The following is a 14,999-nucleotide window of genomic DNA, read 5'->3' on the forward strand; positions in this document are numbered from 1 at the left end:
TATGGAAGTCGTGATTAATGGTGTTGCCTATGCACCAGTGGCTGACCGGGCATCAAATATCGGCATAGCCATAACAACACACAATCGGCATGACGTTTTATCCCGTTCTCTCGATAACCACCTCAAGTATCTGCCAGCTAGTGCGCTGGTGATTGTCATTGATGACGGCTCCACTGTTCCTGTTACTGTTCCGGCCGGAGTAAAGCTAATTCGACGTGACGTGTCACGCGGCATAGTGGCATCAAAGAATGTCAGCTTGCAGACGCTGATTGATGCTGGCTGTGAGCATCTATTCCTGTGGGATGATGATGCATGGCCCACCGCTGGTGGATGGGAGCAGCCTTACATCGATTCACCCGAACCGCACCTAGCCTATCAGTTTCAGGACTTCGCGACAGGGCAAAAGCTTAACGACATAGCTGTGCTTTACCGCGACGATAAACACGTTGCCTACACAGGACAGCGCGGCGTGATGCTTTACTACCATCGAAGCGTGATTGAAAAGATAGGTGGGTTTGATCCCATCTATCAGCGCGGAATGTATGAGCATTCAGATTTAGCGTTACGCATTCACAATGCCGGGCTCACGTCATGGGCGTTCGCTGATGTGGTCGGTTCTGAAAAGTTTATCTACTCGCTTGATGAGCATCAGGCTGTTGAGCGTTCTGTACCAAAGCCAGACCGTGAAGCACAGGTAAAGCGCAATGTGACAATTCACAATGAGCGCCGTAACAGTGGCTACACCGGATATGCTGAGTACCGCGACAAGCGCAATGTGGTTATCACCACGTTACTGACCAGCCAGCCTGACCCTCAGCGCGGCACGAAGATAACACCTTCACCTGACCTGCTGGCTAAGTGGGCATCATCGCTGGGTGGTTGTGGCCGCATCGTCCTGGCTGATGAGCTGGACACTGTCCCGGCTGATACCGAGTTATATCGTGTGCCTGATGTGAAGATGAATGTCTACTTCCGGCGCTGGCTGCATATCTGGCAGCACTTACGCGATCATCCTGAATACCAGTTTGTCTGGTGTACCGATGGTACTGATGTGGAAATGCTTCAGGAGCCGTGGCAGGAAATGGAGCAGGGCAAGATTTACGTTGGCTCTGAGCCTAAGACTTATGCCGACACCTGGGCTAAGCAGAATCATCCCGAAGCTATCTGTCAGGCATTCATTGATGAGCATCGCAACGATGTGATGCTTAACGCTGGCCTGCTGGGTGGTACCCGCGCTGATGTGATGGCAATAGCGCATGGCATTGTCCGGCTGTATTACCACATCGAATCATTGCGGTTCTGGGGCAAAGAGCAGTCAGCATCGTCCGTTGGCGACATGATCGCTTTCGGCATAGTCGCTCATCGTTACCGTGACCGTCTGGTGACAGGCCCACGAGTCCACACTGTGTTCAAGTCAGATGGTATTGGTAAGGAGTTTGCCTTGTGGAAGCACAAGTAAAGTTTGCCATTGTGGCGCATCACTCACGATTAGACGCAGTGATGAACCTGAAGCGAATGCTGAATGCGCACTTCCTGCTTGATGATAAAGATGGTGGTGCCAATGCCAATCACCGCCGCGCTATCGAGTGGGCCAGCATGCAGGACTGTCGTGTTGTGATTATGGAAGATGATGCCGTGCCTGTTAATGGTTTCATCGATAAGGTTTCTGCCTGGCTTAACCGGTTCCCTGATGACCTTCTGTCATTTTATCTGGGGACCGGCAGGCCACCCCAATACCAGCGTGAAATAGCGGGCATGCTGGTAGATGCCGACCGCACCCGAGCCGATTATCTGGTCATGAGCAGACTGATTCACGGCGTCTGTTACAGCCTGCCACAGCATAAGGTTCCTCAGATACTTGAACGATGGGACAGGACGCTGGCCGCTGATTACGCTGTCGGTGATGCGTATGGTGGCAGGGTTATCTATCCGTGTTATTCGCTGGTGGATCATGCAGACCTGCCCACGGTGGAGCGTCACCCGGACAATGAGCCGCGAACAGAACGCCGCAGAGCCTGGAGGCTGGCATGAGTAAAGAGCCACGCATTTACGGAAGCCGATGGGATAAGGCGAGACTGAGATTCCTTCAGCAGTATCCGCTGTGTGTGATGTGTGAAGAGCAGGGGCGAATCACAGCGGCCACAGTTGTTGACCACATCGAACCCCACAAGCTTAAAGATGCGCTTAAGTCCGGCAATCCGTCGGCTATATCGAAAGCACAGCACCTGTTCTGGAGTAAAGATAACTGGCAACCACTGTGCAAAGCGCATCACGACTCAACCAAACAGAGAATGGAAAAGAGCGGGACAGCGATAGGCTGTGATGCTAATGGCTACCCTCTGGACCCCGCGTCTCACTGGAGCAAGTAATGAAAGACCTAAAGATTGAATATCGTGATGGAAAGTTTGTTCATGTGGTAGTCGATGGTGTTGAGATGAACCATATCACCGCGATTTATTTCTCACACGAAGTGGGTGAGACCCTGCCAACCCTATCGCTATCCGGCCACATGATGAGCGGACCCGATAAGTCAGGCAAAGAACTTGAGCAGGTAAATAAAGCAACCAAGTGAAATCATTTCGTCTGCAAGTATCTCAAATGATAATGAATATCATCAAAGGCAGGGGGGAGGTCAAAACTTCAGGATGAACGCCCTAAAAGACCGCCGCCAAAGTTTGATTTTAACGCTAACCCGATTTTTTCAGTTTTAAGGGTGTTGACATATGGCAGAAAAAAGAACCCGCTCCGACAGTTCGGCGGCGGCAGTTCGGGCCATGCAAAACGCAACCGTGGACACCATCCAGCCCCCGGTTCATGCGGGTCTGGAGAAAAAAGCCGAACCATTCTGGCACGACAATATCAGATCAAAAGCTCTGGACAGTTGGACGCCTGCTGACCTTCTGGCCGCTGCGGAACTGGCAAATAATCAGCTCTATATCACCGTTTTGCGTAGAGATTTGCGTAAAGAGGAGCGTGTGCGTGGTGAAGATCGCAATGAAGCGCTGATTAAAGACCTGCGCAAACAAATTCCTGAATTGCAGCGAACCATCCTGGCACAGCGTCGTGATCTGCAGATTCATTCTCACGCCACTAACGGTGAGACGCGAGATCAGAAAAAGCGCAATCAGAACGACCGCGAAGCGCGCAACACCAAATCACAGCATGAAGATCAGGAAGATAACCTGATCGCCTTCCCGAAACACGGATAACAGCCTATGAAGACGCGAGGTGAGCGTGTAATAGCGTTCATCGAGCGCTTTTGCATAGTGCCAGAAGGCAAGCTTATTGGTAAGCCCATGCGGCTTGACCCATTTCAGAAAGATTTCATCTTGGCGATTTACGATAACCCTGTCGGCACGGACATGGCGATCCTGAGTATTGCCCGTAAAAACGGCAAGACCGGGCTCATTGCCGGGATTCTGCTTGCCCACCTGGTCGGGCCGGAGGCAGTACAGAACACCCAAATCGTAAGCGGTGCATCAAGCCGCGATCAGGCAGCCATTGTGTTTAACCTCGCGGTAAAGATGGTGAACCTTAATCCTGCGCTGCAGGAAATCGTTCACATCACGCCAAGTGGTAAAAAGCTCATAGGCTTGCCGTGCAATGTTGAATATAAAGCGCTATCAGCTGAAGGCAAGACAACGCACGGTCTGTCGCCTGTTCTGGCAATTCTCGACGAAACCGGACAGGTTCGCGGGTCACAGGACGATTTCATTGACGCGATCACCACTGCACAGGGTGCACATGAAAACCCGCTGCTTATTGTCATCAGCACGCAGGCGGCGAATGACGCTGACCTGCTGAGCATCTGGATAGACGATGCGGTCAAATCGAAAGACCCGCATATTGTCTGTCATGTTTACGAGGCTCCAAAAGAGGCGGATATAAGCAGGCGGGAATCCTGGCTGGCTGCTAATCCCGCTCTTGGCACCTTCAGGTCAGAGAAAGACATGGCCCGCCAGGCTGAAAAAGCAGGGCGCATGCCAAGCTTTGAAAACACCTTCCGTAATCTCAACCTGAATCAGCGCGTGTCTACCGTGTCGCCGTTTATTTCCCGAAGCATCTGGGAGTTGTGCGGTGCTGAGGCGGTAAATACACCGCGCAAATGGTATGCCGGACTGGACCTGTCGGCGCGGAACGACCTAACCGCGCTGGTGATAGCCGGTGAGGCCGAAGACGGTATATGGGATGTATTCGCTTTCTTCTGGACTCCAGAAAAAACGCTGGCCGAGCGGGCCAAAACTGACCGCGTCCCTTATGACGTATGGGTAAGGCAGGGGCTGTTACGCACAACGCCCGGTGCTTCTGTTGACTACTCATTTGTGGTGAGCGACATAGCCGAAATCATCAGCGATTTCGATATCAGCTCAATGGCCTTCGACCGATGGCGTATAGACCAGTTCAGGAAAGAAGCCGACGACATTGGGCTGACACTTCCTCTTATTGAGTTTGGTCAGGGATTTAAAGACATGGGGCCAGCAGTAGACACGCTTGAATCGCTCATGCTTAACGGGCGGGTACGGCACGGCATGAACCCGGTGCTGACGATGTGCGCCGTTAATGCCGTGATCGTCAAAGACGCAGCGGGCAACAGAAAGCTGGATAAATCCAAAGCAACAGGCCGCATTGACGGTATGGTCGCAATGACCATGTCCATAGGCGCGGCTAATGGGGAGGTCACTGTGCAGGGTGGTGACTTTGAAGACTTTATTTTCAGACCGCTGAGCATGTGATGGAAGAACCGAAATACACAATTGACCTTCGGACCAATAACGGCCTGTGGGCAAAGTTACAGTCATGGTTCGTCGGCGGGCGCTTAGTTACGCCTAATCAGGGCTCGCAGTCGGGTCCGGTATCTGCCTCCGGGCATCTTGGCGACTCAGCAGTCAACGACGAACGAATTTTACAGATATCGACGGTCTGGCGTTGTGTGAGTCTGATTTCAACGCTGACCTCATGTCTGCCACTTGATGTGTTCGAGACGGATAAAGAAAACAACCGAGCTAAGGTTGACATGAGCAACCCTCTGGCGCGGCTGTTGCGCTACTCACCCAATCAGTATATGACCGCCCAGGAGTTTCGGGAGGCCATGACGATGCAGCTCTGCTTCTATGGCAATGCCTACGCGCTGGTCGAAAGAAACAGTGCCGGTAACGTTATCAGCCTGTTACCGCTTCAGTCGGCCAATATGGACGTAAGGATGGACGGTAAAAGGCTCGTCTATCGCTATCAGCGAGACGGTAATTATGCCGACTTCGCGCAAAAAGACATTTTCCACCTTAAAGGCTTTGGCTTTACCGGGCTAACGGGGCTGTCACCAATAGCGTTCGCCTGTAAATCGGCGGGCGTGGCCGTTGCGATGGAGGATCAGCAGCGTGACTTCTTTGCGAACGGGGCTAAATCGCCGCAGATTCTCTCCACGGGCGAAAAAGTTTTGACCGAGACACAGCGCTCTCAGGTTGAAGAAAATTTCAAAGAGATTGCAGGTGGCCCGGTTAAAAAACGCCTCTGGATACTTGAAGCCGGGTTTTCAACCTCAGCAATTGGTGTAACACCGCAGGATGCTGAAATGATGGCCTCCCGTAAGTTTCAGGTGAGTGAGCTGGCGCGGTTCTTTGGCGTTCCGCCGCATCTGGTCGGCGATGTGGAAAAATCCACGAGCTGGGGCAGCGGCATTGAACAGCAAAACCTTGGATTTCTTCAGTACACGTTACAGCCATACATATCCCGGTGGGAAAACAGCATCCTTCGCTGGCTTATTCCGCCTGCTGATGTTGGCCGTTACCACGCAGAGCATAATCTTGACGGCCTGCTCCGTGGTGATTCTGCTTCCCGCGCCGCCTTCATGAAGGCGATGGGCGAGGCCGGGCTACGCACCATCAATGAAATGCGGCGAACTGATAACCTGCCTCCGCTGCCAGGCGGAGATGTGGCAATGCGCCAGTCACAGTATGTGCCAATCACCGATTTAGGTACCAACAAAGAGCCCCGCACTGACGGGGCTTAATTTTTTATGGGGGCCGTGATGGCTGAGATCGTAAAAACGCTGGCTTTTGAAGAAACCGAAATCAAGTTTTCCGGTGACGGCAAGCAGGGGATTTTTGAGGGCTACGCCTCCGTATTCAACAACACGGATTCAGACGGCGACATTATTCTGCCCGGCGCATTCAAAAATGCCCTGACTAACCAGAGCCGCAAAGTTGCCATGTTTTTTAATCATAAAACGTGGGATTTGCCGGTGGGTAAGTGGGACAGCCTGGCGGAAGACGATAAGGGGCTGTATGTACGCGGACAGTTGACGCCGGGGCACAGCGGCGCGGCTGACCTGAAGGCAGCAATGCAGCATGGCACGGTTGACGGCATGTCAGTCGGTTTTTCCGTCACCAAAGACGATTACTCGCTGGGTACCAGCGGGCGAATTTTCAAAAACATCGCGGCGCTGCGTGAAATCAGCGTCTGCACCTTTCCGGCCAACGAGCTTGCTGGCGTTTCTGCCATGAAAAGCATTGACGGCATCGAAACCATTCGTGACGTGGAGAACTGGCTGAGGGATTCAGTCGGCCTCACTAAGTCACAGGCAGTCGGGTTAATCGCCCGGTTTAAGTCAGCGATTCGGAGCGAGTCCGGGGGCGGCGAAAACGAAGCACAAATCAGCGCTCTGCTTCAGAGCATCAAATCTTTTCCATCAAATTTAGGTAAATAACATGTCCGAACTCGCTCAAATTCAGAAGGCTATCGAAGAGTCACAGCAGAAGATGTCTCAGCTTTTCGATGCTCAGAAATCAGAAATTGAAAGCACTGGCCGAATTTCCAAGCAGCTTCAGGACGATCTGTCAAAGGTCAACGAAGAGTTGCAGAAGTCTGGCGCACGGCTTTTTGACCTGGAGCAGAAACTTGCGTCAGGGGCGGAAAATCCGGGTGAGAAAAAATCCTTCTCGGAGCGTGCCGCCGAAGAGTTGCAGAAATCATGGAACGGCAGCAAGGGTACCTTTGATGCCAAAACCTTCAACAAGTCGCTGGGTAGTGATGCCGGTTCGGCTGGTAGCCTGATTCAGCCAATGCAGGTGCCTGGCATCGTTATGCCCGGTCTGCGTCGTCTGACTATCCGTGATTTGCTGGCGCAGGGCCGTATTTCCAGTAATTCCCTGGAATATGTGCGTGAAGAGCTGTTTACCAACAACGCCGATGTTGTTGCTGAAAAAACGCTTAAGCCTGAATCTGATATCACTTTCAGCAAGCAGACCGCCAACGTAAAAACCATCGCACACTGGGTGCAGGCATCCCGTCAGGTAATGGATGATGCGCCGATGTTGCAGTCTTATGTGAACAACCGCCTGATGTACGGTTTGGCGCTGAAAGAAGAAGGTCAGTTGCTGAACGGAGACGGCAAAGGCGACAACCTTGAAGGTCTTAACGCGGTGGCCACAGCGTATGACGCTTCTCTGAATGCCTCCGGGGATACGCGTGCTGACATCATTGCTCATGCCATCTACCAAGTCACCGAGTCTGAGTTTAGCGCGTCCGGTATTATCCTAAACCCCCGCGACTGGCACAGCATCGCACTGCTAAAAGACCGTGACGGTCGTTATATCTTTGGCGGTCCGCAGGCGTTCACCAGCAACAACATGTGGGGCCTGCCTGTTGTGCCTACGCGTTCTCAGGCCAGCGGCACATTTACTGTCGGTGGTTTTGATATGGCCTCGCAGGTCTGGGACCGCATGGATGCAACGGTTGAGGTCAGCCGTGAAGACCGGGACAACTTTGTTAAAAACATGCTGACCATCCTGTGTGAAGAGCGTCTTGCTCTGGCTCACTATCGCCCTACAGCAATCATCAAGGGCTCTTTTGCTTCAGGCTCCTGATGAGGGAAGGCGGGGAAACCCGCCTTTTTAACGTATGGCGATAGATGTACTACAGGTGATAAGCCTGAATCTGTTGAAGCAGCAGATTGAGTTTGAAGGCGATGATCGTAATGAGCTGATTACACTTTACGGGCAGGCCGCTTTAGATTACTGCGTCCGGTATTGTGATGAGCCTGCCTGGAAGCTTCCTTCTGACATCCCCGCTGCTGTAAAGGGTGCAGTCCTCCTTGTTTTTGCTGACATGTTTGAACACCGCACGGCGCAGGGAGAAGTACAGCTTTACGAAAATAAAACGGCTGAGCGAATGATGTTTACTCACCGTAACTGGCGTGGTGTTGCCGATACCAGACCAGAGGAGGGAAGCTGATGGAGCCTGGACGTTTACGACACAGGGTAAGGATAGAAGTCAAAAGTGATGACAGGGATGAATACGGCCAGCCTGTTGGCTGGAAAGTTATAGCTCCTGTGGTATCGGCTGATATTCGCTCTGTTACCGGGCGTGATTTTATAAGCGGCAATGCGGAAAGGTCCTCAGTCACAACCAAAATTTATATGCGTTACGCTTTCGATTTTCGTGCTACGACAACGCGTCTTGTCGAACTTACAGGTAAAGGAGAGGGTAGGGTTTTCACCGTCACTGCGCCGCTTCCAACAAGAGACAGGCGTAATATTGAATTACTTTGTACGGAGGATTTCAGCCGTGTTCAGTGAATTCAAAAGTGATATTGAGCATCTGATTGGCGTGAAGGTCTATCCACTCATCGGTCCTCAGAGTGAATCTGAGTTTGTCACCATGCAGTTAATCAGCGATCCCTCAGTTGAAACAGGTCTGGTACGAACCGGGCCAATAGCGGCTCGATTTCAGATAAGTTTCATTTCGTCTTCCTACAGGCGAACAGAGGAAATGGAGGTTGCTCTCTGGTCTGCCTGGCGCAATGTTGTTCACGGTCACATTGGTGGGTATCCGGTTCAGTATGTCGAAAAGCGAGGGATTTCTGAAAGCTTCGATCCTGATGATGGTGGAAAGTATCGTCGTGCAAGGGACTTTATTTTTTACTGCCCGGAGAGTGCGTCATGATCACAATGCAGGTAACCGGGCTTGAAGAGCTTGAACGCCAGCTTATCGCCCTGGGTGAAAAAGCCGGTACAAAAGTTTTGCGTGACGCTGGCCTCGCTGCACTTGAAATCGTTGAGCAGGACATGAAGGAGCACGCAGGTTACGACGAGTCCGCAAAGGGCCCGCACATGCGTGACTCTATCAAAATCCGTTCCACAACCCGTACCAAAGGCAATGCAGTCGTCGTGCTTCGCGTCGGACCCAGTAAGCAGCACTTTATCAAGGCGCTGGCTCAGGAGTTCGGCACAGTAAAACAGATTCCTTCCCCCTTTATCCGTCCGGCGCTGGATTACAATAAATCCCGCGTCCTCAGAATCCTCGCGGTTGAAATACGGGACCGCATTCAAAACAACGGGTAGCAGCCGCTACCACTTCAACAGAGAGAAAAATCATGGCTGATAAAACTTCGCCAGAATACGCGATGCTGCCTGCTGGAACCGTGGTTAAGTGGGGCGCGGCTGGCGCGGCGGTTTCCGCAATGAAACCGCTGATTAACTGTAAAGCGCTCGGCGCAACGGGCCAGACGGGCGGATTCGTTGACTGCACCACGCTCATTGACACGAGCAAACAGTTTATTTCTGACCTGCCCGAGGGTCCTGAAAAGTCACTCGGCTTTGTGGACGACCCGTCTAACACCGATTTTGCGGACTTCCTTAACGCCGCGCAAAACCGTCAGACGGTGCAGTTTTACGTCGAACTGCCAAACGGCCGCACCGCCAATATGGTGCTGGCGCTGTCTGGCTGGCAGATGAATGAAATCACCGCGCCTGCCAGTGAAGTCATTCAGATCACCGTTCAGGGCAAGCAAAACAACATCCAGTGGGGCGCTGCTTCCGGCTCTTAATTTTAACATCGCCGCTGTCATGGCGGCTTTAATTCCTCAGCAGGTAAAATCTGATGTCAGATAATTTCGATATTTCAAAGCTCAAGTCACTGTTGTTGCAGCCAAAGAACACCGCCGTAAAGACAGAAATGTTCGGTATCCCTGTTTATATCCGCCGCCGCACCGCTGGTGAGCTTATCAGCTATGAAGAGGCGCTTGATAAGGTGCAGGAAAGCGGCAACGTCCGCTCTATCTCAGAAATGAGCGTTCAGCTTGTCATCGACAGTCTGGTCAATGCTGACGGTTCAGCCATTCCCGCAGATCTACTGCCAACGGCGGCTGAGCTGATTGAGTCGCATGACAATCCAACCCTGATGGAAGCGATTGAGCGTGTTAAAACGCACGCTATCGGCAAGCTGGAAGAAGCGGAAAAAAACTGACGGGCTCGCCGTGGCTCCAGCTTATTTTCTGGCTGGCTGACAGGTGGGGCGAACCTGACCCCTCCGTCATAGCGGCGCTGCCCTGTGACGTGCTGAACCACTGGCGGGCGTACTTCCTTCAACAGGGAATTCTGAAACAGCCTGGCCCTGAAAACACTTCTTCTGTCGCAACCCCGCATCACCCGGCAGGTAACGTAACTGCACCTGACGTCAGTCAGCAGTGTGATGCTGTCATGAGGGCGTTAATGTAATGGCTGATGTCGCTTCGCTTGCCGTAGGGCTTCACCTCAATGCGGCTAACTTCAAAACGCAGCTTATCGGCGCGTATGGTGATGCCAACAAACAGTCGCGCCAGTTCAACCGACAGGCGCAGGATGATGCCAGAAAGACTGAAGAGGCCTACAAGCGCGTAACCTCCACGGTAAGCGGCCTTGCTGGGCGCATTGCCGGACTGGCGGGCGTGGGTTTTTCGCTGGGTGCGATCATTCAGACCTCGCGGCAGTACTCGCAGGCACTGTCTGACCTTTCATCTATTACCGGCGCAACAGGTGACAAGCTCCGCGCACTCGATCAGGCCGCGCAGCAGATGGGGCGCACCACAGAGTACAGTGCCAGTCAGGCGGTTGAAGCGCTGAAGCTGATGGCTTCGGCTAAGCCGGAACTGCTTGAAACGGCTGACGGGCTGCAAAAGGCCACCAACAGCGCACTCTTGTTAGCTCAGGCTGGCGGCAGTACGCTGCCTGATGCAACCCGCACGCTGGCACTGTCCCTTAACCAGTTCGGCGCGGGTGCGGAGCAGGCAGATCGTTATATTAATGTGCTGGCTGCGGGTGCCAAATTCGGTGCATCCGAAATCAACGATACCGCCGCAGCGATTAAAAATGGTGGTGTGGCCGCAGCGCAGGCCGGAATCGGATTTGAAACGCTCAATGCTGCCATTCAGGTGCTGGCCTCGCGTGAAATCAAAGGCGGTGAGGCGGGTACCGCGCTGCGAAACATCATCCTTAACCTTGAAAAAGGAACGGATAAGACGCTCAAGCCCTCTGTTGTCGGGCTGAGCAAAGCGCTGGAGAATCTGGCAGGCAAAAACCTCTCTACGGCGCAGGCCGTTAAGCTGTTTGGCGTAGAGAACATTAACGCCGCCTCTATTCTTACCAGCAACCGCAGCAAGCTTGACGAGCTGACCAAATCGCTAACGGGCACTCAGACCGCTCATGAGCAGGCCGCTGTCAGGGTTAATAACCTGAATGGCGATCTGATGGGGCTGACGAGTGCCTTTGAAGGTTTGATTATCAAGGTCGGTCAGTCTGGTAATGGCCCTCTGCGTTCCGGCGTCCAGAGCATTACGGAATCCGTAAACGCCCTGGCTGACAACTTTAATACGGTTGCGTCGGTCGCGCTCTATACGCTGATTCCGGTTATCTCAACCAAACTGACAGCCGGACTCAGGGAAAGTGTCACATCGTGGACCGCTAACGAACTGGCCGTCAGGAGAAACGCGTTACAGCAGGCCGAAATCGCCAAGCAGACCATCGCGGCGGCACAGGCCACGCGTTCACAGGCTCAGGAAGAGGCTCGTTATCTTGGTACCCGATCTGCAGCAAACGCGGCAGCGGGCATCAATGTCGGTTATCAGAAAGAACAGGTTGCCCTCAGCCGTACAATCAGAGAGTCAAGAATTGCCGAAGCAGCAGCCACCGAACGGCTGGCCGCTGCTAATTCACAGCTTTCCCTCAGTGCGCGGGCGGCATCGGTTGCTTCAGGGCTGGCGCGTGGTGCACTCTCGCTTATTGGTGGCCCCGTAGGTGCGGCCATGCTGGCCGGTTCTGCTGTGCTTTATTTCCATGAGCAGGCCAAGCAGGCAAGGCAGTCAGCTCTTGATCTTAAAGGCGCGGTAGTTGAGACCACAGCAGCGTTGATGCAGCTCTCAGATGTGAAATTGTCTGTAAAATTAGATGATTACACCGAGCAGTTGAACAACATCAACACGCAGCGTGAAAAAGTGAAAGATGAGCTTTCACGTTACAGTGACACGCGGATCAGCCTGGCTAAAAGCCGTGAAGGTTCATCGCTTGGATTTCTTTTCCCCTCTGCTGAGACTCTTGAAAAAGAAAAGCGCCAGCTCAAGGGTCAGCTTGAAGACCTTGATTCAGCGGCATCAACAGCCAGAGACAAAATCACTAACGCGACTAATGCCCGCTTCCTGGTGAAAACAGGTGTTGCTGACCGGGCGAAAGCCCTTCAGAGCGATATTCAGGCGGCGACAGCCGCAGCGGCTGATGCGGGCAAAGTCGAATCCCCTTGGGGTGGAGAGGACCCGGCGAAGGCTGACAAAAAGGCCGCGCAGGCGCTCAAGCAGTTTCAGTCACTGCGTAATGAGATAGAGCAGGCGCACGCTTCCAGCCTGGAAAAAATCAACCTTCAGGAAAAGGTATCGCAGGAAAAAATCCAGAAGGAGGCTAAAGCCTCTGGCGTGAGTCAGGCTGAAGTTCAGCGGGTGATGACGCTCAACGCTGCGAATTATCAGCGGCAGCGTCAGGAACTCGCTGAGCAGTATTCTCCGGCCAAAGCGGTATTGCGTCAGGAGTCAGAGGCAAGCCGGGACCTTAAGCAGCTTTATGCCGCCCGACTGATGACAGAGCAGGAATATCAGTCAGCGCGTATTACGCTTGCAAACGAATCCGCTCAAAAGCTCATCCAGGCACAGGCCACCCGCACGGCAGCGCCGAAGCTGAACATAGCGGGTGAAGTTGACCCGGTCGCGCAGCTCCAGAATCAGCTTGTTCAGCAGCAGAGCCTTTACGATGCCTACTATGCCAACGGCAAAATCAGTAAGGAAACCTATGAAGCGCTGATGCAGAAATCCTCTCGGGATTCAGCAGATGCGCAGTATCAGGCTGCTCTTAATCTGTATGCCGGACAGAGCGCGCTGAATAAAGGGATAGTGAGCCTGGCGGAAGCGGCGACGGAGAGGGTTACTAACTCTCTGACCGGGTTGCTTACCGGCACGCAGTCTTTTAAGGAGAGCATATCAAACCTGTTTGCTTCGCTGGCGCAGAGCGTAATCAAAAGCCTGGTTGAAATGACCGCACAGGCGCTGCTCACCAAAACAGTGCTGTCATCCTTTATGAGTATCGGCGGTTCCGCTTTAGGGGCAGTCGGGTCCGGTGTGGCGGCTTCGGCGGGCAGTACCGGTGCGATGGGCATGAGTACCAGTTATCAGGGATATGACAGTGGCGGCTTTACCGGCTTTGGTGGCAAGAACGATCCGGCAGGTGTGGTTCATAAAGGTGAGTTTGTTTTCACCAAAGAGGCAACGGAGCGTATTGGCGTTTCAAACCTTTACGACATGATGCGTGGCTATGCTGATGGCGGTCTGGTTACTGCACCGACTGAGCGGCCTGTAGCGTCTGGTGCGGGGCGTTCCGGGGGCGGCACTCCGGTAATCAATATTGGCGATACGGTTGTTCATATCAGCGGGTCGTCTGAAACTGGTGATGCAGGCACTGAAAAAACTGCATCAGCCGCAAAACAGCTACAGGGCATAATCCGCAAAGAAGTAAACGACTGGGCCAAATCACAAATGACCCCTGGCGGGGTGCTTTATAACGGGCGGCAGTAACGATGGCGACAGACACTTTTACATGGGAAGTCAGGATACAGGCCAGTGAGCAGATTAACGTGGCAACCAATGCCGCGCAGTTTGGCGACGGTTACAAACAGGTGTCCGGGCGCGGTATCAATGATGAGTCTGAAAGCTGGTCGCTGACCTGTAACGGCAGGAAGGCCGTCATAGCTGAGCTGAGAGAGTTTCTTAAAGCACACGTCACTCGTTCTTTCTGGTGGACCAATCCCTGGGGTGAGAAAAAGCTGTTCAGGGTAAAGTCTGATTCAATAAACCCTAAGTTCATCAACGGTGATTTTGTGGAGATCACTTTTACCTTTGAGCAGGCTTTTGCGCCGTGACAGGTCACGATATTACAGGACGCTCCGGCGTCCTTTTTTTATGGGTGAAAAATGAGTTTTAATCAGGATGTACAGACACTTGAGCCTGGCAGTCTGGTGCAGTTGATTGAAATTGACGGCACCAGTTTTGGGCTTGATACCGTTCTTCGCTTTCACGCCTACAACATTGCATCAGAAGGTTGGAAATCCTTTGCGGCTGAAAACCTGCCTTCCATCATCTGGCAGGGCAACGAGTACGATCCTCACCCCTATGAGCTGACCGGGGTTGAAATGACCAGTTCAGGGACGCAGCCAACACCAAAACTTTCGGTTGGAAACGTGGGTAACTACGTCACCGCACTTTGCCTTCAGTTCGATGACATGGTTAAGGCCAAAGTCAAAATACATACCACGATGGTGAAGTATCTGGATGCGGCAAACTGGACGGCGGGTAACCCTAACGCTAACCCACAGGAAGAGCGGCTTCAGGTTTTCTACGTCAATGCCAAGACCGCCGAAAACCGTAATCAGGTTGATTTTGAGCTGTGCTCTCCCTTTGATATTCAGAGCCTGCAACTGCCTTCCCGTCAGATCACGCCCGTCTGTACCTGGTGTATGCGCGGCTGGTACCGGACGGGAACCGGCTGCGATTATGCCGGTAATCGTTATTTTGCCAAAGACGGTTCAGCGACTTCTGACCCGTCAAAGGACGTGTGCGGTGGTCGCCTGGCTGACTGTAAGGCTCGGTTTGGTGACAGCGAGCCGCTACCATTCGGGGGCTTCCCCGCTGCCAACCTTCAGGGGAAATAGCG

18 protein-coding genes are annotated in these 14,999 nt (G+C 53.0%); all 18 read left to right on the forward strand.

The genetic code is table 11. The features are described from left to right. The first annotated feature begins 1 nt into the window (after position 1). The 18 genes from GC087_RS06670 (at position 2) to GC087_RS06755 (ending at position 14,997) form a co-directional block, all read left to right on the forward strand. On the forward strand, positions 2–1,459 hold the full coding sequence (locus GC087_RS06670; RefSeq protein ID WP_324030057.1) for a glycosyltransferase family 2 protein: 1,458 nt from the start codon (positions 2–4) through the stop codon (positions 1,457–1,459). A gap of 41 nt (positions 1,460–1,500) precedes the next feature. After that, a complete protein-coding gene (locus tag GC087_RS06675; RefSeq protein ID WP_324030598.1) occupies positions 1,501–2,031 on the forward strand; it encodes a hypothetical protein in 531 nt (176 codons plus the stop codon). Beyond that, positions 2,028–2,369 (forward strand): HNH endonuclease signature motif containing protein, encoded by a 342-nt coding sequence (locus GC087_RS06680; protein ID WP_324030058.1) that lies wholly within the window; start codon positions 2,028–2,030, stop codon positions 2,367–2,369. Before GC087_RS06675 ends, GC087_RS06680 begins: the two co-directional genes overlap by 4 nt. Then, on the forward strand, positions 2,369–2,572 hold the full coding sequence (locus GC087_RS06685) for a hypothetical protein (protein WP_324030059.1): 204 nt from the start codon (positions 2,369–2,371) through the stop codon (positions 2,570–2,572). The genes GC087_RS06680 and GC087_RS06685 overlap by 1 nt, the downstream gene beginning before the upstream one ends. Before the next feature lie 151 nt (positions 2,573–2,723). Further along, a complete protein-coding gene (locus GC087_RS06690; protein ID WP_324030060.1) occupies positions 2,724–3,209 on the forward strand; it encodes a phage terminase small subunit, hendrixvirinae-type in 486 nt (161 codons plus the stop codon). A 6-nt stretch (positions 3,210–3,215) separates the two neighbouring features. Continuing rightward, the gene (locus GC087_RS06695; RefSeq protein WP_324030061.1) at positions 3,216–4,733 is read left to right on the forward strand and encodes a terminase large subunit; all 1,518 of its coding nucleotides are present in this window, start codon (positions 3,216–3,218) and stop codon (positions 4,731–4,733) included. Then, on the forward strand, positions 4,733–6,007 hold the full coding sequence (locus tag GC087_RS06700; protein WP_324030062.1) for a phage portal protein: 1,275 nt from the start codon (positions 4,733–4,735) through the stop codon (positions 6,005–6,007). Before GC087_RS06695 ends, GC087_RS06700 begins: the two co-directional genes overlap by 1 nt. 18 nt (positions 6,008–6,025) lie before the next feature. Next, entirely contained in the window at positions 6,026–6,703 is a 678-nt protein-coding gene (locus GC087_RS06705; protein ID WP_324030063.1) for an HK97 family phage prohead protease, read from the forward strand. A 1-nt stretch (position 6,704) separates the two neighbouring features. After that, positions 6,705–7,862, forward strand: a complete 1,158-nt coding sequence (locus tag GC087_RS06710) for a phage major capsid protein (RefSeq protein WP_324030064.1) — start codon at positions 6,705–6,707, stop codon at positions 7,860–7,862. A 34-nt stretch (positions 7,863–7,896) separates the two neighbouring features. Further along, positions 7,897–8,229, forward strand: coding sequence for a head-tail connector protein (locus tag GC087_RS06715; protein WP_324030065.1), 333 nt, complete (start codon positions 7,897–7,899; stop codon positions 8,227–8,229). Further along, positions 8,229–8,573 (forward strand): phage head closure protein, encoded by a 345-nt coding sequence (locus tag GC087_RS06720; protein WP_324030066.1) that lies wholly within the window; start codon positions 8,229–8,231, stop codon positions 8,571–8,573. Before GC087_RS06715 ends, GC087_RS06720 begins: the two co-directional genes overlap by 1 nt. Continuing rightward, positions 8,563–8,940 carry a hypothetical protein gene (locus GC087_RS06725; protein WP_324030067.1) on the forward strand — a complete coding sequence of 126 codons (378 nt, stop codon included), beginning with the start codon at positions 8,563–8,565 and terminating at the stop codon, positions 8,938–8,940. Before GC087_RS06720 ends, GC087_RS06725 begins: the two co-directional genes overlap by 11 nt. Next, positions 8,937–9,338 (forward strand): HK97-gp10 family putative phage morphogenesis protein, encoded by a 402-nt coding sequence (locus GC087_RS06730; protein WP_324030068.1) that lies wholly within the window; start codon positions 8,937–8,939, stop codon positions 9,336–9,338. Before GC087_RS06725 ends, GC087_RS06730 begins: the two co-directional genes overlap by 4 nt. A gap of 32 nt (positions 9,339–9,370) precedes the next feature. Next, positions 9,371–9,823, forward strand: coding sequence for a phage tail protein (locus GC087_RS06735; protein WP_324030069.1), 453 nt, complete (start codon positions 9,371–9,373; stop codon positions 9,821–9,823). Positions 9,824–9,876: 53 nt separating this feature from the next. Next, on the forward strand, positions 9,877–10,242 hold the full coding sequence (locus GC087_RS06740) for a phage tail protein (RefSeq protein ID WP_324030070.1): 366 nt from the start codon (positions 9,877–9,879) through the stop codon (positions 10,240–10,242). Positions 10,243–10,492: 250 nt separating this feature from the next. Continuing rightward, complete coding sequence (locus tag GC087_RS06745; protein WP_324030071.1) at positions 10,493–13,864, forward strand: phage tail tape measure protein; 3,372 nt, start codon at positions 10,493–10,495, stop codon at positions 13,862–13,864. A gap of 2 nt (positions 13,865–13,866) precedes the next feature. Beyond that, positions 13,867–14,208 carry a phage tail protein gene (locus tag GC087_RS06750; RefSeq protein WP_324030072.1) on the forward strand — a complete coding sequence of 114 codons (342 nt, stop codon included), beginning with the start codon at positions 13,867–13,869 and terminating at the stop codon, positions 14,206–14,208. 51 nt (positions 14,209–14,259) lie between these two features. Then, positions 14,260–14,997 carry a phage minor tail protein L gene (locus GC087_RS06755; protein WP_324030073.1) on the forward strand — a complete coding sequence of 246 codons (738 nt, stop codon included), beginning with the start codon at positions 14,260–14,262 and terminating at the stop codon, positions 14,995–14,997. Positions 14,998–14,999: the final 2 nt, after the last annotated feature.

Origin of the sequence: Pantoea sp. JZ2 (assembly GCF_035191405.1) — a bacterium.
Classification (GTDB): Bacteria; Pseudomonadota; Gammaproteobacteria; order Enterobacterales; family Enterobacteriaceae; genus Pantoea; species Pantoea stewartii.

What these genes read in the sequence shown, in the direction of transcription:
- GC087_RS06670 (WP_324030057.1), top strand. Translation starts at nt 2, where the DNA reads ATGGAAGTCGTGATTAATGGTGTTGCCTATGCACCAGTGGCTGACCGG.
- GC087_RS06675 (WP_324030598.1), top strand. Translation starts at nt 1,501, where the DNA reads ATGAACCTGAAGCGAATGCTGAATGCGCACTTCCTGCTTGATGATAAA.
- GC087_RS06680 (WP_324030058.1), top strand. Translation starts at nt 2,028, where the DNA reads ATGAGTAAAGAGCCACGCATTTACGGAAGCCGATGGGATAAGGCGAGA.
- GC087_RS06685 (WP_324030059.1), top strand. Translation starts at nt 2,369, where the DNA reads ATGAAAGACCTAAAGATTGAATATCGTGATGGAAAGTTTGTTCATGTG.
- GC087_RS06690 (WP_324030060.1), top strand. Translation starts at nt 2,724, where the DNA reads ATGGCAGAAAAAAGAACCCGCTCCGACAGTTCGGCGGCGGCAGTTCGG.
- GC087_RS06695 (WP_324030061.1), top strand. Translation starts at nt 3,216, where the DNA reads ATGAAGACGCGAGGTGAGCGTGTAATAGCGTTCATCGAGCGCTTTTGC.
- GC087_RS06700 (WP_324030062.1), top strand. Translation starts at nt 4,733, where the DNA reads ATGGAAGAACCGAAATACACAATTGACCTTCGGACCAATAACGGCCTG.
- GC087_RS06705 (WP_324030063.1), top strand. Translation starts at nt 6,026, where the DNA reads ATGGCTGAGATCGTAAAAACGCTGGCTTTTGAAGAAACCGAAATCAAG.
- GC087_RS06710 (WP_324030064.1), top strand. Translation starts at nt 6,705, where the DNA reads ATGTCCGAACTCGCTCAAATTCAGAAGGCTATCGAAGAGTCACAGCAG.
- GC087_RS06715 (WP_324030065.1), top strand. Translation starts at nt 7,897, where the DNA reads ATGGCGATAGATGTACTACAGGTGATAAGCCTGAATCTGTTGAAGCAG.
- GC087_RS06720 (WP_324030066.1), top strand. Translation starts at nt 8,229, where the DNA reads ATGGAGCCTGGACGTTTACGACACAGGGTAAGGATAGAAGTCAAAAGT.
- GC087_RS06730 (WP_324030068.1), top strand. Translation starts at nt 8,937, where the DNA reads ATGATCACAATGCAGGTAACCGGGCTTGAAGAGCTTGAACGCCAGCTT.
- GC087_RS06735 (WP_324030069.1), top strand. Translation starts at nt 9,371, where the DNA reads ATGGCTGATAAAACTTCGCCAGAATACGCGATGCTGCCTGCTGGAACC.
- GC087_RS06740 (WP_324030070.1), top strand. Translation starts at nt 9,877, where the DNA reads ATGTCAGATAATTTCGATATTTCAAAGCTCAAGTCACTGTTGTTGCAG.
- GC087_RS06745 (WP_324030071.1), top strand. Translation starts at nt 10,493, where the DNA reads ATGGCTGATGTCGCTTCGCTTGCCGTAGGGCTTCACCTCAATGCGGCT.
- GC087_RS06750 (WP_324030072.1), top strand. Translation starts at nt 13,867, where the DNA reads ATGGCGACAGACACTTTTACATGGGAAGTCAGGATACAGGCCAGTGAG.
- GC087_RS06755 (WP_324030073.1), top strand. Translation starts at nt 14,260, where the DNA reads ATGAGTTTTAATCAGGATGTACAGACACTTGAGCCTGGCAGTCTGGTG.